Source organism: Novosphingobium sp., assembly GCF_965214355.1.
Taxonomy (GTDB): Bacteria; Pseudomonadota; Alphaproteobacteria; order Sphingomonadales; family Sphingomonadaceae; genus Novosphingobium.
The window spans coordinates 2716183-2743013 of record NZ_CBDCBI010000002.1; the positions used below are offsets into that span (position 1 = coordinate 2716183).

29 protein-coding genes are annotated in these 26831 nt (G+C 64.3%); 12 read left to right on the forward strand and 17 right to left on the reverse strand.

From position 1 onward, the window contains the following. Positions 1 to 26: 26 nt before the first annotated feature. Positions 27 to 1223 (forward strand): DUF2252 family protein, encoded by a 1197-nt coding sequence (locus ACOOE2_RS12690; RefSeq protein ID WP_420383364.1) that lies wholly within the window; start codon positions 27 to 29, stop codon positions 1221 to 1223. Positions 1224 to 1379: 156 nt separating this feature from the next. Beyond that, positions 1380 to 4199 (forward strand): M16 family metallopeptidase, encoded by a 2820-nt coding sequence (locus ACOOE2_RS12695; RefSeq protein ID WP_420383365.1) that lies wholly within the window; start codon positions 1380 to 1382, stop codon positions 4197 to 4199. 43 nt (positions 4200 to 4242) lie between these two features. On the opposite strand, the gene ACOOE2_RS12700 is transcribed toward ACOOE2_RS12695, so the two are convergent. The 8 genes from ACOOE2_RS12700 to rpsU all read right to left on the reverse strand — a co-directional run bounded on the left by ACOOE2_RS12700 (position 4243) and on the right by rpsU (position 9563). After that, complete coding sequence (locus ACOOE2_RS12700) at positions 4243 to 4566, reverse strand: type II toxin-antitoxin system RelE/ParE family toxin (protein WP_420383366.1); 324 nt, start codon at positions 4564 to 4566, stop codon at positions 4243 to 4245. Further along, on the reverse strand, positions 4563 to 4805 hold the full coding sequence (locus ACOOE2_RS12705; protein ID WP_420383367.1) for a type II toxin-antitoxin system ParD family antitoxin: 243 nt from the start codon (positions 4803 to 4805) through the stop codon (positions 4563 to 4565). Before ACOOE2_RS12705 ends, ACOOE2_RS12700 begins: the two co-directional genes overlap by 4 nt. Positions 4806 to 4858: 53 nt before the next feature. Next, on the reverse strand, positions 4859 to 5257 hold the full coding sequence (locus ACOOE2_RS12710; RefSeq protein WP_420383368.1) for a GFA family protein: 399 nt from the start codon (positions 5255 to 5257) through the stop codon (positions 4859 to 4861). Continuing rightward, on the reverse strand, positions 5254 to 6741 hold the full coding sequence (gene gatB / locus ACOOE2_RS12715; RefSeq protein WP_420383369.1) for an Asp-tRNA(Asn)/Glu-tRNA(Gln) amidotransferase subunit GatB: 1488 nt from the start codon (positions 6739 to 6741) through the stop codon (positions 5254 to 5256). The genes ACOOE2_RS12710 and gatB overlap by 4 nt, the downstream gene beginning before the upstream one ends. A 1-nt stretch (position 6742) precedes the next feature. Next, positions 6743 to 8227 carry an Asp-tRNA(Asn)/Glu-tRNA(Gln) amidotransferase subunit GatA gene (gene gatA / locus ACOOE2_RS12720; protein ID WP_420383370.1) on the reverse strand — a complete coding sequence of 495 codons (1485 nt, stop codon included), beginning with the start codon at positions 8225 to 8227 and terminating at the stop codon, positions 6743 to 6745. 1 nt (position 8228) lies between these two features. Beyond that, positions 8229 to 8531, reverse strand: coding sequence for an Asp-tRNA(Asn)/Glu-tRNA(Gln) amidotransferase subunit GatC (gene gatC, locus ACOOE2_RS12725; protein ID WP_420383371.1), 303 nt, complete (start codon positions 8529 to 8531; stop codon positions 8229 to 8231). A 49-nt stretch (positions 8532 to 8580) separates the two neighbouring features. Then, positions 8581 to 9156 (reverse strand): FKBP-type peptidyl-prolyl cis-trans isomerase, encoded by a 576-nt coding sequence (locus tag ACOOE2_RS12730; RefSeq protein WP_420383372.1) that lies wholly within the window; start codon positions 9154 to 9156, stop codon positions 8581 to 8583. A 200-nt stretch (positions 9157 to 9356) separates the two neighbouring features. Continuing rightward, entirely contained in the window at positions 9357 to 9563 is a 207-nt protein-coding gene (gene rpsU / locus ACOOE2_RS12735; RefSeq protein ID WP_420383373.1) for a 30S ribosomal protein S21, read from the reverse strand. Between the two features lie 255 nt (positions 9564 to 9818). Here rpsU and ACOOE2_RS12740 point away from each other — a divergent pair, with 255 nt between their 5' ends. Genes ACOOE2_RS12740 through ACOOE2_RS12760 form a run of 5 tightly spaced genes read left to right on the forward strand, consistent with a single transcriptional unit; the run spans position 9819 to position 13165 of the window. Beyond that, a complete protein-coding gene (locus tag ACOOE2_RS12740; RefSeq protein ID WP_420383374.1) occupies positions 9819 to 10229 on the forward strand; it encodes a fluoride efflux transporter FluC in 411 nt (136 codons plus the stop codon). After that, positions 10226 to 11545 carry an RluA family pseudouridine synthase gene (locus tag ACOOE2_RS12745; protein WP_420383375.1) on the forward strand — a complete coding sequence of 440 codons (1320 nt, stop codon included), beginning with the start codon at positions 10226 to 10228 and terminating at the stop codon, positions 11543 to 11545. The genes ACOOE2_RS12740 and ACOOE2_RS12745 overlap by 4 nt, the downstream gene beginning before the upstream one ends. A gap of 41 nt (positions 11546 to 11586) precedes the next feature. Further along, a complete protein-coding gene (locus ACOOE2_RS12750) occupies positions 11587 to 12252 on the forward strand; it encodes an HAD-IA family hydrolase (protein ID WP_420383376.1) in 666 nt (221 codons plus the stop codon). Continuing rightward, positions 12249 to 12467 (forward strand): hypothetical protein, encoded by a 219-nt coding sequence (locus tag ACOOE2_RS12755; RefSeq protein WP_420383377.1) that lies wholly within the window; start codon positions 12249 to 12251, stop codon positions 12465 to 12467. The genes ACOOE2_RS12750 and ACOOE2_RS12755 overlap by 4 nt, the downstream gene beginning before the upstream one ends. After that, positions 12464 to 13165, forward strand: a complete 702-nt coding sequence (locus ACOOE2_RS12760; protein ID WP_420383378.1) for an ATP12 family chaperone protein — start codon at positions 12464 to 12466, stop codon at positions 13163 to 13165. Before ACOOE2_RS12755 ends, ACOOE2_RS12760 begins: the two co-directional genes overlap by 4 nt. A 107-nt stretch (positions 13166 to 13272) precedes the next feature. Here ACOOE2_RS12760 and ACOOE2_RS12765 read toward each other — a convergent pair whose 3' ends face one another. From ACOOE2_RS12765 to ACOOE2_RS12780, 4 genes are all read right to left on the reverse strand, one after another. Next, positions 13273 to 13857 carry an ABC-type transport auxiliary lipoprotein family protein gene (locus ACOOE2_RS12765; RefSeq protein WP_420383379.1) on the reverse strand — a complete coding sequence of 195 codons (585 nt, stop codon included), beginning with the start codon at positions 13855 to 13857 and terminating at the stop codon, positions 13273 to 13275. 14 nt (positions 13858 to 13871) lie between these two features. Beyond that, positions 13872 to 14810, reverse strand: a complete 939-nt coding sequence (locus tag ACOOE2_RS12770) for an MlaD family protein (RefSeq protein WP_420383380.1) — start codon at positions 14808 to 14810, stop codon at positions 13872 to 13874. After that, the gene (locus tag ACOOE2_RS12775; protein ID WP_420384610.1) at positions 14810 to 15688 is read right to left on the reverse strand and encodes an ABC transporter ATP-binding protein; all 879 of its coding nucleotides are present in this window, start codon (positions 15686 to 15688) and stop codon (positions 14810 to 14812) included. The genes ACOOE2_RS12770 and ACOOE2_RS12775 overlap by 1 nt, the downstream gene beginning before the upstream one ends. A gap of 104 nt (positions 15689 to 15792) precedes the next feature. After that, complete coding sequence (locus ACOOE2_RS12780) at positions 15793 to 16905, reverse strand: MlaE family lipid ABC transporter permease subunit (protein WP_420383381.1); 1113 nt, start codon at positions 16903 to 16905, stop codon at positions 15793 to 15795. 115 nt (positions 16906 to 17020) lie between these two features. On the opposite strand from ACOOE2_RS12780, the gene ACOOE2_RS12785 reads away from it, so the two are divergent. Both ACOOE2_RS12785 and ACOOE2_RS12790 read left to right on the forward strand, forming a co-directional pair. After that, positions 17021 to 19762 (forward strand): valine--tRNA ligase, encoded by a 2742-nt coding sequence (locus ACOOE2_RS12785; RefSeq protein WP_420383382.1) that lies wholly within the window; start codon positions 17021 to 17023, stop codon positions 19760 to 19762. Between the two features lie 153 nt (positions 19763 to 19915). Then, complete coding sequence (locus ACOOE2_RS12790) at positions 19916 to 20653, forward strand: 7-carboxy-7-deazaguanine synthase QueE (RefSeq protein WP_420383383.1); 738 nt, start codon at positions 19916 to 19918, stop codon at positions 20651 to 20653. Here the strand turns inward: ACOOE2_RS12790 and ssb are convergent, their stop codons facing one another. The 5 genes from ssb to ACOOE2_RS12815 form a co-directional block, all read right to left on the reverse strand. Then, positions 20654 to 21205, reverse strand: coding sequence for a single-stranded DNA-binding protein (gene ssb, locus ACOOE2_RS12795; RefSeq protein WP_420383384.1), 552 nt, complete (start codon positions 21203 to 21205; stop codon positions 20654 to 20656). Positions 21206 to 21293: 88 nt separating this feature from the next. Next, positions 21294 to 23150, reverse strand: a complete 1857-nt coding sequence (feoB, locus tag ACOOE2_RS12800; protein ID WP_420383385.1) for a ferrous iron transporter B — start codon at positions 23148 to 23150, stop codon at positions 21294 to 21296. Continuing rightward, positions 23147 to 23386 (reverse strand): FeoA family protein, encoded by a 240-nt coding sequence (locus ACOOE2_RS12805; RefSeq protein WP_420383386.1) that lies wholly within the window; start codon positions 23384 to 23386, stop codon positions 23147 to 23149. Before ACOOE2_RS12805 ends, feoB begins: the two co-directional genes overlap by 4 nt. Positions 23387 to 23498: 112 nt before the next feature. Beyond that, a complete protein-coding gene (locus tag ACOOE2_RS12810) occupies positions 23499 to 24152 on the reverse strand; it encodes a COQ9 family protein (RefSeq protein ID WP_420383387.1) in 654 nt (217 codons plus the stop codon). An 11-nt stretch (positions 24153 to 24163) separates the two neighbouring features. Then, positions 24164 to 24724, reverse strand: coding sequence for an ankyrin repeat domain-containing protein (locus ACOOE2_RS12815; protein ID WP_420384611.1), 561 nt, complete (start codon positions 24722 to 24724; stop codon positions 24164 to 24166). A 247-nt stretch (positions 24725 to 24971) separates the two neighbouring features. Between ACOOE2_RS12815 and ACOOE2_RS12820 the strand changes: the two genes are divergently transcribed. Genes ACOOE2_RS12820 through ACOOE2_RS12830 form a run of 3 tightly spaced genes read left to right on the forward strand, consistent with a single transcriptional unit; the run spans position 24972 to position 26826 of the window. Continuing rightward, complete coding sequence (locus ACOOE2_RS12820; RefSeq protein WP_420383388.1) at positions 24972 to 25604, forward strand: SCO family protein; 633 nt, start codon at positions 24972 to 24974, stop codon at positions 25602 to 25604. After that, positions 25601 to 26095: a YcgN family cysteine cluster protein gene (locus tag ACOOE2_RS12825; protein WP_420383389.1), complete on the forward strand. Its 495-nt coding sequence runs from the start codon at positions 25601 to 25603 to the stop codon at positions 26093 to 26095. The genes ACOOE2_RS12820 and ACOOE2_RS12825 overlap by 4 nt, the downstream gene beginning before the upstream one ends. Further along, complete coding sequence (locus ACOOE2_RS12830) at positions 26092 to 26826, forward strand: M48 family metallopeptidase (protein WP_420383390.1); 735 nt, start codon at positions 26092 to 26094, stop codon at positions 26824 to 26826. Before ACOOE2_RS12825 ends, ACOOE2_RS12830 begins: the two co-directional genes overlap by 4 nt. Positions 26827 to 26831: the final 5 nt, after the last annotated feature.

A 26831-nucleotide genomic window follows, 5' to 3' on the forward strand; every position in this document is an offset into this window, starting at 1 on the left:
ACAGAAACGTCACATGGGGGACCGAATTGACCAGATACATCAAGCCGAACCAGCGCAAAGCTGCGCTGGACGGCACCCGCCAATTGAAAATGGCGCGATCGACCCATGCCTATGTGCGGGGCAACACTGCAAAGTTTTATGAGTGGCTGGCGCAATCGCCGGTGGGCGCGGCGTTGCCCGCCGGACCCTCGATCTGGATCTGCGGCGATTGCCATGTCGGCAATCTGGGCCCGGTGGCAGACAGCGACGATCATATCGAAATCGAAATCCGCGATCTGGATCAGACCGTGATCGGCAATCCTGCGCATGACATCCTGCGCCTGGCGCTCAGCCTGCAGACCGCCATACGCGGGTCGGATCTGCCCGGCGTGGTTTCGGCGCGGATGATCGAGGCCGTCGCCGACAGTTACGAACGCGCCTTCCTGCCCGATGACGCTGTCGAGCCCGAGTCCGACATCGTGCGCACCGTGCGCCGCCGCGCACTGCGCCGCAGCTGGAAACATCTGGCACGCGAGCGGATCGGGGACGCCAAGCCGACCATCCCGCTGGGCAAGAGATATTGGCCGATCGATGATGCGGAACGCGAAGCGCTGCACGCGCTCATCCATACGCCGATAGTCACAAGCCTGGCCCTGACTGCGTTCAATTCGCCCGATGACTGCAAGGTTCACATCCACGATGCCGCCTATTGGCGCAAAGGGTGCAGTTCGCTCGGGCTGTTGCGCTATGCCGTGCTGATCGGCGTCGAGGATGCCAAAGGCGCGCAGACATACGGCCTGATCGACATCAAGGAAGCGATCGCCAGCGTGGCACCCTCGACCGATGACGCCAGGATGCCGGGCGAGCCCGCCGAGCGTGTGGTCGCCGGGGCGCGCGCGCTGTCGCCGCACCTGGGCAACCGGATGGTGGCCGCAAAGCTGCTGGGCAAATCGGTGATCGTGCGCGAATTGCTGCCACAGGACCTGAAGATCGAGATCGAACAGTTCACCGGTGACGAGGCGATCGCATCGGCGCGCAGCCTGGCCCGCGTAGTCGGCAGGGCGCATGCGCGCCAGATGGACGCCACCACGCGCGACAAATGGCACGCGGCCCTGACCGAGGCGCATGGGCGCACGCTCGACGCACCGTTGTGGCTGTGGCAAGCGGTCGTGGCGCTGGTCGCGTTGCACGAGGCGGCGTATCTGGAACACTGCCGGATCTACGCGCTGGCCGAAGCGGCATAAAAGCGATCATATTATTTTTAGGCCCTCCCTGCGGACGAGAGCTTTGTAAACAGGCTACATTTGCACTCAATACCTGGGGGCACGCGCTTTTGTCTCTGGTCATCACCGACCAGTTTTGGAATGATACGGCAACTCAGGTCTCCAGACGGGAACTCCATGCGCCACACTGCCTTGTTCGCCACTGCGTCACTGTTGATCGCCCAGCTCGCCCATGCGCAACAGGCACCGGCGCCCGTCGCCGACCTGGTCAGCAAGGTCGACATCCCCTACGAACAGTTCACTCTGCCCAACGGCTTGCGCGTGCTGGTCCACACCGATCACAAGGCGCCGGTGGTGGCGGTGTCGGTGTGGTATGGCGTGGGGTCGAAAAACGAACCGCGTGGGCGCACGGGCTTTGCGCATCTGTTCGAACACCTGATGTTCTATGGCTCCGAACATGTGCCGGGCAATTTCTTTGCGCCGCTGAGCGAAATCGGCGCGACCGACATGAACGGCAACACCTGGTTCGATCGTACGACCTATTTCGAAACCGTGCCGACCGTTGCGCTCGATCGCGCGCTGATGATGGAAAGCGATCGCATGGGCTGGCTGTTGCCGGCGATGACGCAGGAACGCGTCGATGCGCAGCGCTCGGTCGTAAAAAACGAAAAGCGCCAGGATGACAACCAGCCTTACGGCATCGTCAATTATGACGAGACCGAAGTGCTTTATCCGGCCGGAAATCCGTATCATCATTCCACGATCGGATCGATGGACGATCTCGACAAGGCTTCGCTAGACGATGTGAAAGGCTGGTTCCACGACCATTACGGACCCGATAACGCCGTGCTCGCACTGGCCGGCGATATCGACCTTGCGACGGCGAAAGCCAAAGTCACCGAATGGTTCGGCGCCATCGCGCCCGGGCCGAAAGTGCAGCCGGTCAGTGTGCCGGTTATGCCGCTCAAGGCGCCGGTTGAAATTTTGCTGCATGACCAGATCGCGACGACGCGGGTCTATCGCACCTGGCCGATCCCCGGGCTGAACGATCCCGACTATCTGCCACTGTCGATCGGCGCGCAGATCCTGGGCGGCCTGTCCAGCTCGCGCCTGGCCGATGCGCTGGTCCATGGCCGCGAAATCGCGGTCGGCGCGGCGGCGAGCGCAGAAATTCATGCACAGGGCGGCTGGTTCGAAGCGACCGCCGATGTCAAGCCGGGCCAGGATGTCAAAGCGGTCAGTGCGGCGCTCGACGCCGAAATCGCGCGCCTGATCGACAAGGGCCCAACCCCCGACGAAATGCAGCGTGCGGCGATGGCCGAAGTCAGCACGACGATCCGCCAGCTCGAACAGACCGGCGGTGGCACTGGCCAGGCGCCGGTCCTGGCGCAAGGGTTGCTGTATTCCAACGACCCGGCGCATTATCGTACCGAACTCGATCGTATCGCCAAGCTGACGCCCGCCGATGTGCGCGTGGCCATGCAGAAATGGCTCGGACACCCCGGTCTGCGGCTGACGATCGAGCCCGGCGCGCGCACTGCCGGTGGCGAAAATCGCGGCGGCGACAGTGCCCTGCCCCCGATCACGCCCCCGCCCGCGGTGCCGGCGGGGCTGACCGTGACCAGCCCCGATGGCGATCGCAGCCATCTGCCGGGGATTGCCGCAGTGGCACCGCTGCCATTCCCCGCGATCGAGCGGACCACGCTGTCGAACGGCATCAAGGTCTATTTCGCGCGGCGCAGCGCGGTGCCGGTGGTATCGGTGCGCGTGTCGTTCGATGCGGGCTATGCCGCCGACCCCACAGGCGGGCGCGGCACCGAAGCGCTGCTGCTGAAACTGATGGACGAAGGCACGCAAAGCCTCGACGCGGTGTCGCTGGCACGCGCGCGCGAACGGCTTGGCGCGACGATCGATGCGCAATCGGGCCCCGACCAGACCGCGTTCCAACTCGATGCGCTGGTGCCCAATCTGGCCGCTTCGCTCAGCCTGTTGAGCGATTTCGTGCGGCATCCGGGCCTGCGCGAAGCCGATCTCGTGCGCGTGCGTGCGCAGCAGCTGTCGGCTATCGATGCCGAACTGCAGGATCCCGATGGCGCCGCGACACGCGCACTGTATCCTGCGATTTATGGCCCGGGCCATCCTTATGGCACCGCGCTGACCGGCACTGGCGACAAAGCCAGCGTCACCGCGATGACCCGTGACGATCTGGTCCGCTGGCATGACGCGTGGCTGCGTCCCGACCGCGCCAGCCTGTTCGTCGTCGGCGATACGACGCTGGCCGCGGTCAAGCCCCTGCTCGAAGCGAGCTTTGGCACCTGGTCCGCGCCCGCACAGGCGGCCCCCGTCAAACATTTCGACATGGCGCTGCCGCCGACGCGCGAACATATCGTGCTGATCGATCACCCCGGCACGCCGCAGGCGCAGATTGCTGGCGGCGAAGTGCTGCCGGTCAGCGGCACCGATGATCTGGTCATGCTGCGCGCAGCAAACGACGTGCTCGGCGATTTTCTCGGCCGGTTCACGCAGAACCTGCGCGAACAGAAGGGCTGGTCCTATGGCGCCTATGCCGGCATCGGTGACCGCGAAAACCGCGTGGCCTTGCGTATTTATGCACCGGTGCAGATCGACAAGACGGGGCCCGCCATTGCCGAATTGCGCAAGGAAATCGCCGGCTATCCGGGCACCAAGCCGACCACGCCTGCAGAACTGACCTTCGCCGTGACCGGCGCTGCGGCGAAACTGCCGGGAATGTTCGAAACATCGGGCGCCGTGCTCGATGGCATCGCCAAGATCGTGCAATACCACCGCCCCGACGACTATTACACGCAATTGCCCGCGCGCTATCGCGCGATGACCGCCACCGATCTCGACAAGGCGATCCACGCGCAGATCGATCCGTCGCGGATCGTGTGGGTCGTGGTGGGCGATGCCGCGAAAATCCGGCCGCAATTGGCGGCGCTCGGCTTGCCCGTGGAGGAAGTCAAAGCGGCGGAGTAAGGCTCAGCCCCTCCCCTTCTGGGGAGGGGAGCCGGGTTGCATTTCATTCGTCGCTGGCGAGCCAGGCCGGCATGTCGCGTTTGGCATGCAGCACACGCCAGACATCAACCCTGTCATCATGTGCGATATAACAGATCAGCCATGGAAAATTACCGAGCCGCCAACTACGCAGGCCAGGCAAACTGAGTTCGTGCGCCCAGCGCGGCGATCCGGCGGCAGGAAATTCGCCAAGCATCGCAAAAGCCGTTTCGATTTCGGCAATGAAATTCAGAGCCGTATCGACGCCAGCCTCTGCGATCAGATGTGTAATCGCCTCGTCCATATCCGCCCGCGCCATGGCGCGCGGGACCACAGGCAAAGCCGTCACAATGCGGCGCGGCTTGTGACCCGATCGCGCAATTCCTGGAAATAAGCGGCATCTACGGGCGCAGTCGCCGGCGAACTTGCCCCATCCAACAACAGGTTGCGCAAGTGCTGCCGATCCTGATCCTTGCGGATCAGCTCCCGCATATATTCACTGCTCGTGCCATACCCGTGCTGCGCAACTTGTTGATCCACAAACGATTTCAGCGCTTCGGGAAGCGATATGTTCATCGTGGTCATCATACACGCATACCGTTTTTGGCAAAATTTGGCAAGACCATGTTACAGCGGCTGCGCTATACGACATGCCCGTCGTATTGCGGCAGGTCGTCGGTGATCGTGTACCACCCGGCTTTGGAGCCGACGAAGATGTGCGCGGTCGGGCGGATCGTGGGGGTGTCGATCAGCGTGCCCATGGCGACATGGACGTAGGCACCTTCGCGGACCACGGCATAGAGGAACGAGCCACACGCGCTGCATCGTTCGTCATGCCAGCCAGCGGCGCCGATGACCCGGATCGCATCCTGACCCGCGGTGATCCGCAACTTTGCAGCCGGGATGCCCGCAATCGGCTTGAATGCCGCGCCGGTTGTCCGCCGGCACAGCGAGCAGTGGCAATTTATCGCGTATTCGAACGCATCGGCGACCTCGTACGTGACCGTGCCGCATTGGCAGGATCCGCGCAATTCGCTCACAATTTGGCTTTCAACACCTGATTCACCAGCTGCGGATTGCCCTTGCCCTGCATCGCTTTCATCGTCTGGCCGACAAAGAAGCCGAACAGCGCCTCCTTGCCCGCGCGATACTGTTCCACCTTGTCGGCGTTGGCCGCAAGGATACCGTCGACGGCGGCTTCGATCGCGCCGGTGTCGCTGGTCTGGGTCAGGCCTTCGCGTTCGACGATCACGCCGGGGGCGTCGCCGGTCTCCAGCATCTTTTCAAGCACCTGCTTGGCGATCGAACCCGAGATCGTGCCATCACCCACCAGCGCGAGCAGTTCGCCGCCCGCCTCCGGCGTGATCGGACTGTCGGACAAGTTGCGCCCGAGCTTGTTCAGCGCGCCGAACAGTTCACTTGTCAGCCAGTTTGATGCCAGGCGCGCAACATCGCTTTCGCTTTTGCCCTGACGCTTCGCACTGTCGGCCAGCAAGTGTTCGAACCAGCGCGCAGTGTCGGCGTCGGCCGTCAGCACGCCGGCGTTATAGGCAGAGAGGCCCAGCGCGGTTTGGTAGCGCTTGCGCTTGGCATCGGGCAATTCCGGCAGGCTGGCGCGGCATTCGGCGATGAATTCGTCGGTCAGCACCAGCGGCAGCAGATCGGGATCGGGGAAATAGCGATAGTCGTGCGCGTCTTCCTTGCTGCGCATCGATCGCGTCGTGCCGCTGTCGGGATCGAACAGCCGTGTTTCCTGAACGATCTTGCCGCCGCCCTCGATCACGTCGACCTGGCGGCTGGCCTCGTATTCGACTGTCGCCATGACGAAGCGCACCGAATTGACGTTCTTGGTCTCGGTGCGCGTGCCCAGCGGTTCGCCCGCGCGGCGCACCGAGACATTGACGTCGGCGCGCATCGAGCCCTGATCCATATTGCCGTCGCACGAGCCGACATAGCGCAGGATGCTGCGCAATTTGGCCAGATACGCGCCGGCTTCGGCCGGGCTGGTCATGTCGGGCTTGCTGACGATTTCCATCAGCGCCACGCCCGAACGGTTGAGGTCGACATAGCTCATCGTCGGATGCTGATCGTGCATCAGCTTGCCCGCGTCCTGTTCGACGTGGATACGCTCGACGCCGATCACTTTGGTCTGATCGGGGTGCTTGTCATCGGGCACGATCTCGATCGCACCTTCGCCGACGATCGGATGGTACAGCTGGCTGATCTGGTAGCCTTGCGGCAGATCGGCGTAGAAATAGTTCTTGCGATCGAAGCGCGACCATTGGTTGATCTGCGCGTCGATCGCCAGGCCGGTGCGCACCGCCTGGCGGATGCATTCTGCGTTCAGCACCGGCAGCATCCCGGGCATCGCTGCATCGACCAGGCTGACCTGGGTGTTGGGCTCGGCGCCGAACGCCGTTGCCGCGCCCGAAAACAGCTTGGCCTGCGTGCTGATCTGGGCATGGACTTCCAGCCCGATCACCACTTCCCACTCGCCGGTGGCGCCCTCGATCCGATAGCTCATGTCACCACCACTTTGTGGGCTGCGCGGTAAACGCCGCGCGCCGTTCGATGGCGAGCCCCGCGTTGAGCACGCCCTGTTCATCAAAAGGCCGCCCGGCCAGATGCAGCCCGAGCGGCAGACCATGGCGATCGAGCCCGCATGGCACCGACATCGACGGCAGACCCGCGAGCGAAGCCGGCACCGAAAACACGTCGTTCAGGTACATTTCGAGCGGATCGTCGCTCTGCGCCCCCAGCACGAACGCCGAGGTCGGCGCGGTCGGGGTCAGGATCACGTCGACTTGCTCGAACGCCTGCGCAAAATCGCGCGAAATCAGCGCGCGGACCTTTTGCGCCTGCGTATAATAGGCATCGTAATAGCCCGCCGACAGCACATAGGTGCCGATCAGGATGCGGCGTTTGACCTCGGCGCCGAACCCGGCGGCGCGCGTCGCGGCGTACATATCCTGCAGGCCGGCGCCATCGGGCAGATCGCGCAAGCCGTACCGCACCCCGTCATAACGGGCGAGGTTCGACGAGGCTTCGGCCGGCGCGATGATGTAATATGCCGCCAGGGCATATTTGGTATGCGGCAGGCTGATATCGACGATGTCTGCGCCCGCATCTTTCAGCCACGCGATCCCGTCGTCCCAGCCTTTGGCGACATCGGCATTCAATCCGTCGATGCGGTATTCGCGCGGGATGCCCACTTTCAAACCGCGCAGATCATCCGACAGCCCAGCCGCCCAGGCGGGTACGGGCAGATCGAGACTGGTCGAATCCTTGGCATCGAAGCCCGCCATCGCGCCGAGCATGATCGCGCAATCGGTGACATCGTGCGCCATCGCGCCTGCCTGATCGAGCGACGAGGCATAGGCGACAATGCCCCAGCGGCTGCACCGGCCATACGTCGGCTTGATGCCGGATATGCCGGTATAGGCGGCCGGCTGACGGATCGAACCGCCGGTGTCCGTGCCCGTGGCCGCCGCCGCGATCCGCGCCGCGACCGCCGCTGACGATCCCCCCGACGATCCACCCGGTGTGCGCGGCGCGGTCTCGCCGGTTGCGCGCCAGGGCGAGATCACGCGGCCGAACGCGCTGCTTTCGTTCGACGATCCCATCGCAAACTGGTCGAGATTGAGCTTGCCCAGCATACCTGCGCCCGCGTCCCACAATTTCTGCGAAACGGTCGATTCGTACTGCGGCACAAACCCTTCGAGAATGTGGCTGGCCGCTGTCGTCTGCACGCCTTGCGTTGCGAACAGGTCCTTCATGCCGATCGGCACGCCCGCCATCGCGCCCAGCGTTTCGCCCGCAGCACGCGCCGCATCGACCTTTGCCGCCGCCGCCAGCGCATGATCGGGCGTGGTGAGGATATAGGCGTTGAGCACGGGATTGGCCTGCGCCACCGCCGCATTGAACGCGGTCGCAACTTCGGTGGCGGTAAATTCGCCGCTCGCAACGCCGTCGCGAATGCCGGCGATACCCAGATCGGTCAGGTTGCTCATCTTATTCGATCACCTTGGGCACACCGAAGAATCCGTGTTCGGGCGCCGGAGCATTGGCCAGCACTTTGTCGCGGACACCGCCGCCGGTCAGCGGGTCTGCGCCGACGATATCGGCACGCAGGCGCAACTGGTTGGGTATGACCGCGGTCATCGGCTCGATGCCGGTCACATCCACTTCGCCCAGCTGCTCGACCCAGGCCAGGATACCGTTTAGTTCGGGCACCATCGCGGCCAGGTCTTCGGGCGTGACTTTGATCCGGGCCAGGGCAGCGATTTTCGCTACGTCGGCAGGGGCGACTGACATGCCCTGTTCCTTTTTGGTTTCCCGGCCGATTGCGCGGCCGGGATCGTGTCTATTGCGCGGTGGGATCGGGCGCACCGCCCGGCGCCGGCGCTGCTGCACCCCCGCCCGCGCCCGCTGCGCTACCTTTCTGCATCTGCTGCAGCTGCTGCATCATCATGCGCTGGCGCATCACTTCCTGTTCGCTCTTGAAATCGACCAGGTCGATATCGAACGTCAGGTCGCTGTTCGACGGAATCGAGACTTCGCCGGTCTGCTGGTCGCGCTGTTCGTTTGCGCCATAGGCCAGCCGTGCCGGGATGAACACGTGGTACTTCCCGCCTTTCTGCATCTGCTGCAGCGCCTTGGAAAAACCGGGTATCACGCCCGAAACCGCAATCGGCACATGCTCGCCGTGGGTGAATTCCTTACCACTGGCCAGATGACCGACATAGTTGACCAGCACATAGTCTGTCGCCGCCGGCATCGGGCCGGCGCCAGCCTGCCTGGTTTCGACCGACAGACCTTTTTGCCGCGATTCAAACGCCACCGCTCCGCCCAGCGCGACCGCCAGAGCGACGCCGATCCACAGCTTGGTCAGCGCGCCACTGGCGACGGGCTGAAGCGGAACGCGGGTGATGTCCGTCATGATGACCTCTTTGATAGGATGCCCGGCGCCTCGCCGGCCCGTTCCGATGCCAAAGCAATTGGGCCGGAACAGCGAAAGGGCGCCGCGATAACGGCGCCCTCTTGGCCCAGCACGGGGCCCGTAGCAAGTCTTGGTGCAAAGCTTGTGGATGACATTAGGCGCGGCACCTGGCGGTATCGCACAAACATCAGCCGTAGGTCCTACTTCCCGCCGTCACGTTCCACGCGCTTGCGTTCCAGCTTGCGAGCGCGGCGGATAGCGGCAGCCTTTTCACGGGCGCGCTTTTCCGACGGCTTTTCGAAGTGGCGGCGCAGTTTCATCTCACGGTACACGCCTTCACGCTGCAGCTTCTTCTTGAGCGCGCGGAGAGCCTGATCGACATTGTTGTCCCGGACGAGAATCTGCATAAAAAAAGCCACCTCACGGTATGAAACAGGCCCGAACCCCGACGCTCGCGCACCACACGCAATCAAAATCGGGGGAACACCTGAATAAACAAAAATACAAAGAGGGCCGATTCCCAACCGGGGTCGGCACTTGAAGCGGGGCCACTATCACTTTGGTTGTCCCTGTGCAAGCACCTGAGACACGCCGGATACGCGCAAATCCGCGCCTGTGAAATCAGATTACCACTTTTTCGCGTCTTGCTCTATGGCAACGCGATGGCATCCACTCCTTCCTTTCCCATCGCATCGCTGCTGGTGGCCTGCGGCGGCGCGTTCGGATCGTGGCTGCGCTTTGTCACGGCGCGGCTGTGGACCATGGCGATCGGCCCTGTGGCAACGGCCGCCTTTCCGTGGTCGACGTTGACAGTCAATGTGCTCGGTTCGCTGGTCATGGGGTTGCTGATGGGCTGGCTGGCACGCCATGCGCACGGCGCCGAGACCTGGCGCCTGTTGCTGGGGATCGGCGTTATCGGCGGGTTCACGACGTTTTCGTCGTTCACACTCGATTTCGGCATGCTGGCCGAACGCGGCGCGCTGGGGCTGGGCTTTATCTATATAGCGGTAACGCTGCTGGCCGGGATCGGCGCACTGTTTGCCGGATTGGCCGTAATGAGAGCAATTGCATGAAGACGCCTGATATCCTGAAGAAAACCGGTGGCAAGGCTGCCGAAGTGGTGCGCCAGTTCACCGTGCGCCCCGATGACGACGGCGTGCGGCTCGATCGCTGGTTTAAGCGTCATCTGCCCGATGTCGGCTTTGCCACGGTGTCGCGCTGGGCGCGCACCGGACAGATCCGTGTCGATGGCAAGCGCGCCGAGGTCGATACGCGGCTGGTCGCCGGACAAGCCTTGCGCGTGCCGCCGGGCGGCGCGCTGCCGCCAGGCCCTGCCGGCGACAAGGCGCGCAAGCCGCTGACCGAAGAGGAAATTGCCGCCGCCGATGCGATGGTGATGACGCAGGACCGTGCCGCGATCATCCTCAACAAACCGCCGGGCCTGGCGACGCAAGGCGGCAGCGGCACGTTTTCGCATGTCGACGGCCTGCTCGATGCCTATGTCACCGGGTCAGGCCCGCGCCCGCGCCTGGTCCACCGGCTCGACAAGGATACCTCGGGCGTGTTGCTGGTCGCGCGTACGCCTGGCAGCGCCGCGTTTTTCTCGAAACAGTTCGCCGGGCGCTCGACGCGCAAGATCTACTGGGCGCTCGTGGTCGGCATTCCCGAAGTCTACGACGGGATGATCGAACTGCCGCTGTCGAAACAGCCCGGCACCGGCGGCGAAAAAATGATGGTCGATGAAAGCGGCGAAGGCCAGACCGCGCGCACGCGCTACCGCGTGATCGACCGTGCCGGCAACAGCACCGCCTGGGTCGAACTGCAACCGCTGACCGGGCGCACGCACCAGTTGCGCGTGCATATGGCCGCCATCGGTCATCCGATCGTGGGCGACGGCAAATACGGCGGCCAGGGCGCGTTCCTGACCGGATCGATCAGCCGCAAGATGCACCTGCACGCGCGGCGCCTGATCATTCCGCATCCCGAAGGCGATACGCTGGATGTGACAGCGCCCCTGCCCGACCATTTCGCCGCCAGCCTGACGCAACTGGGCTTTACCGAAAGCGAAGGCGACCTGCCGCTGGAGGACGGTCCCAAAGTCGACCCCAAAGTGGCCGAAAAGCGCGCCGCCCGCGCGCATTCGCGCGATGTGCGCCGCGATCGCAAAGGCGAACGCCGTGGTCGCGGTGCCGACGATCTGAAGCGCACCGAGCGCAAGCCGGCCAACCGCCCCGGGGATAAACCTGTGGGTAAATCGGGCAAACCCGGTGGACGCCGGGTGGTGAAAGCGGGGGCAAAACCTGTGGGCAAGCCTGTGGGCAGGCCCGACGGCAAGACACCTGTTCGGCGCACGGCAAAAGCCCCTTCGCGGCCACCGCGCGGGGCCTGACCGGCAATGATGCGGGATGATTGCGCAGCAAGGCAGCGGACATGACCGGACGTCTGGCGATTTTCGATTGCGACGGCACGATGGTCGACAGCCAGGCCGATATCGCCCTGGCGATGGAGGCCGCATTTGCCGCGCACGGCCGGGTTGCTCCGTCGCGCGCAAAAATCCGCCGGATCGTCGGGCTGTCGCTGACTGAAGCCATCCGGCAACTGGCGCCGGCCGTCGATGCCGAAACGACCGCTTCGCTGGTTGCCGGCTACAAGGATGCGTTTCGCGCGAACCGGGCAGCGGGCATGGTCATCGAACCGCTGTATGACGGCATTGCCGCGCTGGTCGGCGAACTCGATGCCGACGGCTGGCTGCTGGGGGTGGCTACCGGCAAAAGCGATCGTGGCCTGGCGCATGCGCTCGAACGCCACGGCCTTGCCCGACATTTCGTCACGCTCCAGACCGCTGACCGGCATCCGTCGAAGCCCGACCCGGCGATGGTCGTGGCCTGCCTCGATGCGACCGGCATGGCGCCGGCGCAGGCTGTCGTGATCGGCGATACCAGCTATGACATGGCGATGGCGATCAATGCCGGGGTCCGCGCGATCGGGGTCGACTGGGGGTATCATCACCCTGCCGAGCTGGTCGCGGCTGGCGCCGATGCGGTTGCCGGATCGATCGACGAATTGCGTCGGTTGCTGCGCGCGTTCGCACCATGAGCCGCGATCCGGCTTTGGCCCGTTTTGCACTGTTGCAGGCGGTGCGCCTCGTCGCAGCGCTGGTCGCGCTGACAGGCGCTGTCATTCTCAGCCATGGTCAGCCGGCGCTGGCGCATGTGCCCGATGTTGCCGGCGGCGCGCTGCTGGTCATCGGCGCGGCCGGTTTTTTCCTGATCCCTTATGCGCTGGCCAAATTGTGGAAACGTCAGGCGTGAAACGGTTTTATCGCGAAGTTGCCTTGGGCGAAGAGGCTGCAGGCTTTCGCGTGTTGCTCGACGGGCGCGCGATCCGCACGCAAGGCGGTGCGGCGCAAGTGGTCCCGACCGCTGCACTGGGCCAGGCGATGGTCATGGAATGGGCAGACCAGGGCGAAACGATCGATCCGGCCCGGTTCACGTTTCGCGACATGGCGGATTACGCAATCGACGTCGTTGCGCCCGATCCGGCCGCGACGGTCGCTGCGCTGGTCGGTTACGCGGGCAGCGACACGCTGTGCTATCGCGGGTTTCCCGACGAGCCGATTGCAGCGCGCCAGACCGAGCAATGGGAGCCGCTGGTATGCGCGGCAGAGGCGCGGTTCGGGGTGGCGTTCACACGCGTTTCAGGCTTGATGCCGCGGCCGCAGCCTGCTGCAACGCTTGGCGCAATGCTCGAACATATCGCCACGCTCGATCCCTTTGCGCTGGCGGCGTTGCGCAATCTGGCGGGGCTGGCCGCATCGGTGATCATCGGGCTGGCCGCGCTCGAGCCGGATGCGCCGCTGGGTCTGTTGTGGGAAGCGGCTAATCTCGAGGAACTGTGGCAGGCTGAGCTATGGGGCAAGGAGCCCGAAGCCGAAGCGCGCCGGGCTCGGCAGCGTGCGGATTTCTTCAACGCCGCGCGGTTTGCGGAACTGGCCCGCCCCGCCCAATAAAACCACGTCATCCCGGGCATTGACCCGGGATGACGAGATGTTGGTTAAGTGGGGACGATGAGGCTACTCATGCCATAGAGCCCCTCCCCTTCAGGAAGGGGAAAAAGTCAGCCGATCCAGTCGCTGACATCGTGTGCGACTTTGTTCGCCGCTTCGTTCAACGCAGGGCCGACCTGGCCGACATCGGCATCGATGGGCCCACTGCCCGCTTCGAACCGGCGGGTCTGGGTGGTGCCGTCCGGCATCGACCGGGTCGCGTCGAAGCGCACCACCGCCGAGCGCGAGCGCACATCATAGCCGAAATCGAGCAATTGCCCGCTCAGGATCTGGCCTTTGGTAAACGCATCGCCCTCCACCACCAGCCGCTTGCCGCTGGCGCGCAGCGTTTCGGCGAGCAGATGCTGAAACAGGCGCGAGGGCCGTTCGACCCATTGCGCCTTTTTGAGATAAGCGACACGCGCGTCGTCGATCGTGACCGGTACGCGTATGACTTCCAGCTTGGCCGCCGCGCCCGGTTCGATCACGCTGAGCGCAGTGCCCGGCGTGCCGATGATCGTGCTGCCGTCGACCGCGCGGCTGGTCGCGGTCAGAGTCAGCAGCGCGGGCGGCGTCTTGGCATTGCCCAGCCCCAGGTTGATGCATCCGCCAAGCGCCGGGAGCAGCAGCAAGGGGACAAATACAGCACGTTTCATCGTCGTTCCCACCCTCAATGCTTGTAATCGGGCAATTGCGGCCCGCCGATCAGTGTGCCGACACCGCGGTCCTTCATCTGGTCGGTCAGATCGTGCAGCGCATGGATCGTCCCTTGCAGATCGTGGATGGCCGCATCGGTTGCGGGCAATGTCCGCGTGTTCAACTGGTGCACCGCCGGCCGCGTTTCCTCGACCATCGCCTGCAGCGATGTCGCCGCCGAATTGGCCGATTTCAGCGTTTCACGCATCTGGCGCATCAGGCCACTGTTCTGATCATTGATGGCGCTATTGGTCGATTCCGACAGGCGTTCGAAGCTGGCCAGCGTGCCGCTCGCCTGGTGGATCGTCGTCTGCAATTCGCTCAGGGTCGCCTTGATCTGCGGCGCGGTCGCCGCCAGGCTGCCGCTGACCTTTTCGGTGTTGGTGAGGATGTCGCCCACCGTCTTTACATTCTTGTCCGACAGCACCAGCGCCAGCCGGTCGGTCAGATTTGTCAGCTTTTCCAGCAGCACCGGCGCGCTCGACAACAGTTCGCCAAGGCCGCTGCTCTTGGTCGGAATTTCCGGTACGCCATCGGGGCCCGGATCGGTGATCGGCGGCATGCCTTTGACCGCACCTTTCAGCTGGATCGTGGTCACGCCGGTAAAGCTGCCCTGCAGGCTGGCCGTCGTGCCCATCAAAATCGGCACGCTCTTGTTCACGGTGATCCGCACACGGACATAGGCCGGGTCTTTCTTCCACAGCGTGATGTTCGACACCTGGCCGACGGGCACACCGGAAAACGAGACGCTGGCGCCCTTTGTCACGCCGTCGACCGACTGCTTGAAGAAAATGTCATAGCGGTTCTGCTCGGGATGGCTGAGCCGCGCGATCCACACGACCAGCAGCGCGGACGCGATAAACAACGCCAGCGTGACCGCCCCGACCCAGACATAGTTTGCGCGCGTTTCCATTATCGTGCCGATCCTTCCTGGGCCGCCGGAGCCGAGGGCAATGTCTTGTCTGCGGTGTTTTTATGTTCGCTGCTGTGCGCGGCCGATGCCGCGCGCCCGCGCGGGCCCTTGAAATATTCCTGGATCCACGGGTGATCGGTGGCCATCAATTCGGGGATCGTGCCCACCGCGATCACATGCTTGTCCGCGATCACAGCCACGCGGTCGCAGATTTCGTGCAGCGTGTCGAGATCGTGCGTGATCAGAAACACCGTCAGCCCCAGCGTGTGCTGCAGCCCCAGGATCAGCTGGTCGAATGCCGCCGCGCCGATCGGATCGAGCCCCGCCGTCGGCTCATCGAGAAACAGCAGTTCGGGATCGAGCGCGAGCGCGCGCGCCAGCGCGGCGCGCTTGCGCATGCCGCCCGACAGTTCGGACGGATACTTGTTTGCGGCATCGGTCGACAGCCCGGTCAGCAGCACCTTGAACCGCGCGATTTCGTCGAGGAGGATATTGTCGATCTCGGGATAGAATTCGCGCAACGGCACTTCGACGTTTTCGCCCACGGTCAGCGTGGAAAACAGCGCGCCGCCCTGGAACAGCACGCCCCAGCGATCGCGGATCGAAATTTCGGAATCGACACGCGCATCGGTGATTGAATCGCCAAGCACTTCGATCGTGCCGGCCGTGGGAATCTGCAAGCCGATGATCGACCGCATCAGCACCGACTTGCCTGTGCCCGATCCCCCGACCACGCCCAGGATTTCGCCCCGGCGCACATCGAGGTCGAGATTTTCATGCACCGTGACCGTGCCGAAATCATTGCGCAAGCCGCGGATCTGAATGGCGAATTCGCAATCCTGGCGTGATTCGTCGACCGGATCGCTCGCACGCGCCATGCGTTTGCGGCGCGGGTGGTGGTGATCGTGCCTCCCGTGATCATGATCATGATCACGGCCGTGGTCCGCTTCGTCGGCACGGGTCCGGGCGATGTCTTCGGCGCTCATGCCCAACCCACTTCGGTAAAGAACACCGCAAAAAACGCATCGAGCACGATCACCGTAAAGATCGCCAGCACCACCGCCGCGGTCGTGCGCTTGCCAACTTCCTCGGCATTGTCGCGCACCTGCATGCCCTGGTAACACCCGGCCAACGCGACGATCAGGCCGAACACCGGGCCTTTGATCAGCCCGACCCAGATGTCGTACGTCGGCACGACTTCGCGAATGCGCAGCAGGAATGTCAGGAACGGGATGTGGAGCGTAAACTGCGCCAGGAATGCGCCGCCGATCATGCCGAGCACCGCCGAATAGATACCCAGCAGCGGCATCATGATCACGGTCGCCATGATTCGCGGCAGGATCAGCACTTCCATCGGGCCGACGCCGATGGTGCGCATCGCATCGACTTCCTCGGTCAGCTTCATCGTGCCGAGTTCGGCGGCGAACGCCGAGCCGGACCGGCCCGCAACCATGATCGCGGTCATCAGGATGCCCAGTTCGCGCAAGGTGAGCCGCCCGACCAGGTTGACGGTATAGATTTCGGCGCCGAACTGGCGCAATTGCGCGGCGCCCTGCTGGGTGATCACGATGCCGACGAGAAAGCTCATCAGCCCGACGATCGCCAGCGCGTTGACGCCGACCAGTTCCATCTGATGCACCAGCGCGCGCCAGCGGACACGCGTGGGATGGAGAAGTACCGGGCCGATCGACAGCACCATTTCACCGACGAAACCCACCACGCCAACGGCGCCCGTGCCCATCTCGACCACGGCTTCGCCGATCTTCTGGGGCACGCGCAGCCATACCGGCAATCGCTTGAGCTCTTCGACCGGCTTGCGATCGTCGACTTTGCCCAGCGCCTCGATCAGGCGGGTGGCGATGTCGTCGGCATTGACGAGTTTTGCCCCGGTATCAGCCATCGTTCGCAGGCAGACCCACGCGCCGACGGTGTCGATCGCGGTGACTCCGCCCAGATCGAGCGTCGCAACCGGAGCCTCGACCGCGCGCAGCCGCCGATCGAGCATACCAACTGTCGACACCAGCAACGAGCCTGTCAACGCCAGCGTGTCGCCGTTCTCGCCATGGTTCAAGGTAAAATCGGGCGCTTGCGTCATCGCTGCACGTCATGCGGCATTATTTGTAACACGGCAAGCGCCGAGCGGTTGCGCAGCAGCGCCAGGACGCCAAAAGGTTGCGCCGCAAGCGCCGCGATGGCAAGGCGATCGCGTCATGACCGAGAACATTCCAGACGCCGCGGAAACGCTGGCCAAGACCTTCGAGCCTGCCACGATCGAGGCGAAATGGTATCGCCATTGGGAAACCAGCGGCGCATTTCGCCCCGCGCGCCCCGATGCCGCGCCGTTCACGATCGTCAATCCGCCCCCCAATGTGACCGGCAGCCTGCATATCGGTCACGCGCTGGACAACACGCTGCAGGATGTCCTGATCCGGTACGAGCGGCTGCGCGGCAAGGATGCGCTATGGGTGGTGGGCACCGATCATGCCGGAATCGCGACGCAGATGGTGGTCGAGCGCCAGCTGGAAGCGCGGCAGGACAAGCGCACCAATTACACGCGCGAGCAGTTCATCGACAAGATCTGGGAATGGAAGCGCGAAAGCGGCGGCACGATCACAAACCAGCTGCGCCGGCTGGGCTGTTCGATGGACTGGAGCCGCGAGCAGTTCACGATGGACCCGCATTTTACCCGCGCGGTGGTGAAAGTGTTCGTCGACCTGCACAACCAGGGCCTGATCTATCGCGACAAGCGGCTGGTCAACTGGGACCCGAAGCTGAAGACCGCGATTTCCGACCTCGAGGTCGAAACGCGCGAGATCAAGGGCGGCTTCTGGCGGTTCCGCTATCCGCTGGCCGATGGCGTGGTGCGCGCAGATGGCCTCGATCATATCGAGGTGGCGACCACGCGCCCCGAGACGATGCTGGCCGATATGGCGGTCGCGGTGCATCCCGATGATCCGCGCTATCAGTCGGTGATCGGCGCGTGGATCACGCTGCCGCTGACCGGGCGGCGCATCCGCATTGTCGCCGACGAGCATGCCGACCCGGAACTGGGTTCCGGCGCAGTCAAGATTACGCCAGGGCACGATTTCAACGATTTCGACGTGGGCAAGCGCGCCGGATTCAAGGCATCGGACATGTTCAACATGTTCGACGCGCAAGCGCGCGTGGTGCAGACAGCCGACAACCTGATCCCCGACCGGTTCATCGGCATGGACCGCTTCGATGCGCGCAAGGCGGTCGTGGCGGACCTGGCCGAAGCCGGTCTGCTGGTGCCGCATATCGACAAGGACGGCGCCGAACACGAATTCGAACCGCGCACGATCCAGACGCCGTTCGGCGATCGCGGCGGCGTGGTGATCGAGCCGTGGCTGACCGACCAGTGGTATGTCGATGCCGCCACTCTGGCCCAGGCGCCGATGGACGCGGTGCGTTCGGGCGCGATCGAGATCGTGCCAAAGACCTGGGAAAAGACGTTCTTCAACTGGATGGGAAATATCCAGCCGTGGTGCGTGTCGCGTCAACTGTGGTGGGGCCACCGCATTCCCGCGTGGTATGATGCCGATGGCAAAGTCTATGTCGCCCCCGACGAAGCGGGCGCGCAGGCGCAGGCCGGCGAAGGCGCAGTGTTGACGCGCGATGAAGACGTGCTCGATACGTGGTTTTCGTCCGCGCTGTGGCCGTTTGCGACTTTGGGTTGGCCCGATGAGAATGACGCGATGGTCGCACGGCATTATCCGGGCGACGTGCTGATCTCGGGCTTTGACATCCTGTTTTTCTGGGATGCGCGCATGGCGATGCAGGGCCTGCATTTCATGGGCGAAGTGCCGTGGCGGCGGCTGTATCTGCACGGGCTGGTGCGCGCGGCCGATGGCCAGAAAATGTCGAAGTCCAAGGGCAACGTCGTCGATCCGCTGGTGCTGATCGATCAGTACGGCGCCGATCCGTTGCGGTTTTTCATGTGCGCGATGGAAAGCCAGGGCCGCGATGTCAAAATGGACGAGCGCCGGGTCGAAGGCTATCGCAATTTCGCGACCAAGCTGTGGAACGCCGCGCGGTTCTGCCAGGCCAACGGGATCGGCGCGTCGTCGTCGCTGGCTGCGCCTGTGGCGGCGCATGCCGTCAACCGCTGGATCATCGGCGAAGTGGCCGGGACGCTGGGCACGCTTAACCAGGCGATGGCGGATCTGCGGTTCGATGCGGCGGCCAATGCGATCTATCACTTCGCGTGGGATACGTTCTGCGACTGGTATATCGAATTTATCAAGGGTGCGTTCGATGACGAGACGCGCGCCGTGGCCGGCTGGGTGCTCGATCAGATCCTGGTGATGCTCCATCCGTTCATGCCGTTCGTCACCGAGGAATTGTGGCACGCGTTGTCCAGCCCCGCCCACCCCCGCGCAAACGACCTGATCCTGGCGCGCTGGCCCGAGCCGGCAGCAGCGGGCGATCCGGCCGCCAAAGTCGAGGTTGAATGGCTGATTGCCCTGGTATCGGGATTCCGCACCGCGAAAAATGAACTGGGTCTCGCGCCCGGCGTGCGACTTGAAGCGTGGCTGCCCGATCCAAGCGCGGCGACGCGCGCGATCATCGCAAGCAATGGTCCGGCGATCGACCGGTTGGCGCGCCTGTCGGCGATCCACCTTTCGCCGGCACCTGCCGGCGCGGCGATGCAGATCGGCGCTGGCGATGCGACGCTGATCGTGCCGCTGGAAGGGCTGATCGATATCGCCGCCGAACGGGCGCGGCTGCAAAAGGCGCTGGCCGTGTCGCAAAAGGAAGCCGCTGCCCTGGCCGGCCGCCTGAACAACGCATCCTTCGTCGAACGTGCCAAGCCCGAAGCGGTCGATAAAGCCCGCGCCGACCACGCAGCCCACACCGCCGAAGCCGCGCGGCTTTCGGCAGCCCTCGCCCGTCTTAATCCTCCCCGGAACGGGGAGGGGGACCGCGCGTAGCGTGGTGGAGGGGCCTCGCCTCATGACGCAAAGGTCGCGATTTCGCGCCGGGTCAGATGACACGTCCAAGCGAAGATTCACCCAGCCGCACCGCCCCTCCACCACGCCCCAGGAAAGAGGGGGCGCGGTCCCCCTCCCCGTTTCGGGGAGGATTTGATGCTCGTCCTGGCCACGACCACGCCGGGCGAGGCGGAGATTTTTGCGTCATTGCAGGGCGAAGGCGCGTCGATCGGGCGGCCGAGTGTGTTCGTGCGGCTGTCGCGGTGCAACCTGGCGTGCGTGTGGTGCGACACCGCCTATACGTGGCGGTTTGCCGGCGACAATCGGCCGCACCGCGATGGCATCGCCTTCGAGCGTCAGGCCAACCAGGTCATGATGGAGCCCGCCAAAGTTGCCGCGCGCATCGCCGCATTCGGCGTGCCGCGTGTCGTCATAACAGGCGGCGAACCGCTGTTGCAGGCGCCTGCCCTGGCGCAGATGATCGCGGCCCTGCCCCGCGAAATGCACATCGAGGTCGAAACCAATGGCACAGTGGCGCCCAGCCCCACGATCGATGCGATGATCGACCAGTATAATGTCAGCCCGAAACTCGCGCATTCGGGCAATCCCGCCCCGCTCGCGTTGATCCCCGAACGCATGACCGGATGGGCGGCCGACCCGCGCGCACTGTTCAAATTCGTGATCGCCAGCGCCGATGATCTGGCCGAAGTGCGCGCGCTGGCGCTGACTTACGCTATCGTGCCCGAGCGCCTGTTCGTCATGCCCGAAGGCACCGACAGCGCGACGTTGCGCATGCGATCACGCTGGCTGAGCGAAGCAGCCATGCAAGCCGGCTGGCGCTTCACCGACCGGCTGCATATTCATTTGTACGGGGATACCCGCGGTACCTGATCAGAACGGGATATCGTCGTCGAGATCGTTGCCATAACCGCCCGATGAGCCACCACCCGAAGCGCCGCCACCAGACGATCCGCCGCCAAAGCCGCCGCCCCCCGAACTGCCTGAAGACGCACCGCCCGAACGCTGGCCACCGCTACCGCCGCCGTATCCGCCGCGTTCGCCACCACGATCACCGCCGCCGCCGCCGCCGGGCGCACCATCGAGCATCGTCAACACCGAGCCCGGGCCCTGCAACACGACTTCGGTCGAATAGCGATCCTGACCGTTTGCATCCTGCCATTTGCGCGTGCGCAGCTGGCCCTCGATATAGATTTTCGATCCTTTTTTCAGGAAGCGCTCGGCCACCCCGACCAGACCTTCGGAAAAGATCGCGACGGTGTGCCATTCGGTGCGTTCCTGGCGATCGCCGGTGTTGCGATCCTTCCACGATTCCGATGTCGCGATGCGCAGGTTGCACACCTTTCCGCCGTTCTGGAACGACTTCGTTTCGGGGTCCGCGCCCAGATTGCCGATCAGAATGACTTTGTTGACGCTGCCTGCCATCGAATCGGTTCCCTTGGTGTAATGGCCGTGAAGGTAGCCGATGCAGGCGTCCGATCAAACCGATCAGCCCCGGACTTTCCCCGAGAAATTAGCCCAAACCTGCGGCAACCGCCGTCCAGTAGACGATGCCCGAAAACACATATGCCACGCCGAACAAATAGCCGAGCATGAACACCGGCCATTTCCAGCCGTTGGTTTCGCGCCGGGTGACCGCGATCGTCGACATGCATTGCGGCGCAAAAACGAACCACGCCAGGAAGGCCAGCGCCGTCGCCAGGCTCCAGTGGCGTTTCAGCTGCCCGGACAGGCCGATTGCGCGCGCTGCGTCGTCCTTGGCGCCGACCGCATAGGTCGTCGCCAGCGAGCTGATCGCGACTTCGCGCGCGGCCATAGTCGGGATCAAACTGAGCGCGATATCGCGGTTGAAGCCGATCGGTTCGACCACCACCGCCAGGCCATTGGCGATGTGCCCGGCGACCGATGCGTTGACCTGATCCTGTCCCGGCTCGGCGCGCGGGAAATTCAGCAGCAGCCACAGCACGATCGCGACGGTAAAGATCATCGTTCCCGCGCGGCGCAGGAAGATCCAGCCGCGCTGGAACAGCCCGAGCGCCATGTCCTTCACCGTCGGCAGCTGGTATTTGGGCAATTCCATGATGAAGCCCGACGCTTCGCCCTTGGTCAGCGAGCGGCGGAAGATCAGCGCGGCGGCCATCGCGCCGACGATGCCGGCAAGATACAGTACGAACAGCACCAGCCCCTGCAACCCCATGCCCGGCAGCACATTGCGCGCCGGGATGAACGCGGCGATGATCACCGCATAGACCGGCAGCCGCGCCGAACAGGTCATCATCGGGGCGATCAGGATCGTGGTCAGCCGGTCTTTCGGATCGGTGATCGACCGTGTCGACATGATGCCGGGCACCGCGCAGGCAAACGACGAGAGCAGCGGAATGAAACTGCGCCCGGACAGGCCGACGCCCGCCATCATCCGGTCCATCAGGAACGCAGCGCGCGCCATATAGCCGGTCGCCTCCATCATCAGGATGAAGAAGAACAGCACGAGGATCTGCGGCAGGAACACGATCACCGTGCCCACGCCCGCAATCACGCCATCGGTCAGCAGATCGCGCAACAGCGACGGCGGCATCACAGTCCGCAATTCGGCCGAGCCCATGGAAAACAGCGCATCGAGCCCGTCCTGAAACGGCTTGGCCCAGCTGAACACCGCCTGGAACACGATGAACAGCAGCGCGAACAGGATCACCGGGCCCAGCCAGGGATGCAGCAGCACCATATCGAGCCGCGCGTGCAGCCGGTGCTGCGACGTTTCGGACAGGACCGCGCCGCGCGCCATCGTGCGCGCCATCATCCGGCGTTCGCTCATCGTCAGCGCCGCGCGGGGCTTTGCCTGGCCGGTTTCGAGACTGTCCCGCGCGACGCTGACCGCGTGCGCCAATTCGGTCAGGCCACGCCGCCGCACCGCTACGGTTTCGATCACCGGCACGCCCAGTTCTGCCGCCAGCGCCGCCGGATCGAGCACCAGCCCGTCGCGCGCCGCCAGATCGACCATATTGAGCGCCACGACCGTCGGCCGGCCCAGCGCGATCACTTCCTGCGCGAGCACCAGATGCTGTTCGAGGTTTGACGCATCGAGCACGATCACCAGCACTTCGGGCCGCGCCTGGCCCGGCTGTTCGCCCATGATCACGCGGCGGGTGACTTCTTCGTCGGGGCTGGTGGTATCGAGCCCGTAAGTGCCGGGCAGATCGATCAGTTCGACCGGTTCGCCGCTGGGCATCAGCATGCGCCCGGCCTTGCGCTCGACGGTGACGCCAGGATAATTCGCGATTTTCTGGCGCGCGCCGGTCAGCGCGTTGAACAGCGCGCTTTTGCCCGCATTGGGATTGCCGACCAGCGCGACGACGGCGGGCAAGCGGCTCATGCAGCCACGACTTCCATTGCTGCCCCGTGGACGCGGCGCAGTGCGACCGTCATCCGCCCGACTTCGACCGCCAGCGGATCACGCGTCATGAACACGCCGCGATAGGCCAGTTGCACTTGCGCGCCAACATCGAGACCCAGCGCCTGCAACCTTTGCGCCTCCTCGGGCACGAGCGCGGCCCAGTCGACCGCGACGATGCGCGCAGGTGTGCGAATGGGGAGTTGGTCAAGGGTCACTGCTGCGGGCTGCCACAGCAGGCAAACAATTGCAAGTCATTCGCATTAGAGACAGGTTATCAATTGGTCATGCGTGGGAGGTACGCCCCCCGATCCTCCCCCAACCCTCAACCTAGGTCGCGGGATACCGCAGCCGGCCTGCAAAGCGCGACAGGCTGAAGCGGTCGCCTTTGGGGTGGAGCACTTGCGCCTTGAGCTTTTCGAAGCGCATGACGCCGTCGATGCGGCGCGCCAGGAACGCGCGGGTGTCGGCATGATCCTCGCTGGTGTCGTCGGCAAAGACCGACAGTGTCGCCGCGTAGATCGCGCCGAGCGTCATGCGTTTGGTGTAATGGTTGTAATCGGTCGCGGTATCGCCCGCGAGCCGCCACATCACGTCCGCGGTCTGCCACGCCAGCCGCGCGGTCTGCGCGACATGATGCGGCTTGGCCATTTCGATCAACGCGCGGCGCAGCGATTCCTGCTGCCCGGCGATGGCATCGAGGCGGAACTGGATCATCACGCGGATGCGTTCGCGGATCGGCAGCGTGGCCAGGTGCTCGGCCGGCAGGGCCGCGGCCATGTCCCTGTCGATGGCGTGGATCCACGCCGCGATCATCGCCATCGCCTGGCCGTCAAAGGCAAACCGTGCGGCTTCGCCATCGACGCCTGCCATGTTGGCGGCGGCCAGGACCGCGGTATCGGTCCAGCCGTCGAACGCCGCCGCGTCAGCAATCAAAGGCGCAAGTTGCAGCCGAAATTCGTCAGTCGCGTATGCCATCGTCATGTGATCAGCCCTCAGAACGTGGGTCCATAGGTCTTGTGGCCGCCGCCGGCGCGCGCCCGCGATTCGGTAATCGCGGCCAGCACCGGGCTTTCCTTGCCATCGAGCGTTGCATAATCGCGCGCGGAACGGCCGGAATTGTCGGGCCGGTCGGGATTTGCCCCGGCTTTCAGCAAGCTGCGCACGACTTCCAGATCGCGGCGGCTGACCGCATCGATCAGCGGTGTGCTGCCGGTGTTGTTGGTCTCGTCGACGCGCGCGCCAGTGCTGATCAACAAATCGACGCCTTCGACAAAGCCGAGTTCAGCCGCGATTTCGAGCGGGGTTTCGCCCTTGGAATTGCGCGCGTTCACATTGGCGCCCTTGGCAATCATGAATTGCATCCACACCATGTCGCGCCGCGCGGTCACGATGTGCAACGCGCTGTCACCAGTGGTGATGTCCTTGGTGTTGACGATCTGGGTCGAGGGCTTGCTCAACATGTCGTTGACAGCGTCGCCATCCTTTTTGCGGATCGCATCGAGGAATTTGTAGCTTTCGGAAAACTGCGCAGCCGCCGGTACCGGCGCGGCCATGCCTGCCACCAGTGCCACTGCCGCCAGCGCGGCGGCGAACGAGTTTCCTGCGCGCAACCCAAAGTTCCTGTTCACGTCGATCCGATCCTCAATAATACGTGTTTGCGCCTCGCCATTCGCCATGTCTATCATGGCAACAGTGATGTTTACGCGTCATTTTTCCGCGCGGAACGGCACGTGCCTTTTATTGTTATGGCCAGGGCAACCCTTGCCAGCGGCGGGTTAGCAGAGCATGAACCGAAGCGCCATGCCAGCCATATACCCCCGATATGCCTCGAAGCCCCGCTTGCGCCTGGCTCTGGCCTTTTGCGCCGCATCGTTGCTGATGATCGTGCCGGGCGGATGCAGCCAGAGCACGCCCAGACAAGACCCGCCGCTGTCCGGATCGACGCTGGGCGGCCCGTTCACCCTGGTCGATAAAGCAGGCAAGACAGTGCATTACGCCGATTTTTCGGGTAAATACCGCATCGTGTATTTCGGCTATACGTTCTGTCCCGATGTCTGCCCGCTCGATCTGCAACACATGATGCTGGGCTATCACCTGTTTGCCAAAGCGCATCCGGCGCTGGCCGCGCATGTTGCCCCGATGTTCATCACGATCGACCCCGCACGCGACACACCCGCCGTCGTCGGGCAATACGCCGGCGCGTTCGGCCCCGAACTGATCGGCCTGACCGGCACGCCGGCGCAGATCGCGGCGGCGGCCAAGGCGTTTGCGGTGTTCTACCAGAAGCGTGCAGGCGCGACGCCGGGCACATACCTGATGGACCACAGCCGCGCCGCCTATCTGATGGGCCCCGATGGCAAGCCGATCGCGCTGCTGCCGGTCGACCAGGATGGCAAGGCGGTGGCGGCCGAGCTCGAAACCTGGGTGCAATGACAGCCGCCCCACCCGTCAACCGCTTCTGGAACAAGCCGCTGGCCGCACTGAATCGCGAGGAATGGGAAGCGCTGTGCGATGGCTGCGGCAAATGCTGTTTGCACAAGCTGGAAGATGAAGACACCGGTGATGTCTGGCGCACCAATGTCGCGTGCAAGCTGCTCGATCTGAAATCCGGACGCTGTTCCGACTATCGCCATCGCAAGGCGATCGTGCCCGATTGCCTGCGGCTGACGCTGCGGCTGGTCAACGAAGTGCCGTGGCTGCCCGAAACATGCGCCTATCGCCTGCGCGCCGAAGGAAGTCCCCTGCCCGACTGGCATTACCTGGAGTCGGGCGATCGCGATGCCGTGCACCGCGCCGGGCAATCGGTGGTGGGCAAGGCGATCAGCGAAGTGATCGCAGGGCCACTGGAGGATCATATCGTCGATGCCGACGGCGTGCCACTCCATGCGCACGGGCAAGACGACGATGAAGGCGTGCTCTGGTGAGCTGGTTGCCCGGCCGCCTGCGCCGCGAAACGCCTGCGCCGCAAGTGCGCGTCGGTGATCGGGTGCTGCCGCTGGAAGTGCGCAAGCTGGCGCATGCGCGGCGCCTGACGCTGCGGCTGGCCCCCGATGGCAACGCGGTGCGGGTGTCGATGCCCGATTGGGTTTCGGCGCGCGAGGCGCTGGCGTTTGCGACATCGCGCGCCGACTGGCTCGCCGCGCAGATCGCGCGCGTTCCCGATGTGGTGACGATCGCGCCGGGCGCCACGGTCGCATACCGGGGCCGCGACCTGGCGATCGAATGGAACGCACAGGCGGGGCGCAAGCCGGCGGTGATAGAGGATCGGCTGGTGATCGGCGGCCCGCTCGAAAACCTGGCCGGGCGCACCGCGCGCTGGCTGGAAGCCGAAGCCAGACGCCTGATTGCCGACGATCTGGCACATTATTGTGCGCGGCTCGGGCGTGCAGACGCGCCGAAAGTAGCGCTGTCACGCGCGCGGCGGCGCTGGGGCAGTTGCGCGGCCGATGGCACGATCCGCATCAACTGGCGCCTGGTCATGGCCCCCGACGCGGTGCGCCGCTCGGTGGTCGCCCACGAAGTCGCGCACCTGGCGCATTTCGATCACAGTCCGGCGTTCCACCGCTGTCTGGCCGATTTGTTCGAGGGCAGCGTCGATACGGCCAATCGCTGGCTCAATCGGCAGGGACCGTCGTTGTATCAGCCGTTTGGTTGAACTGG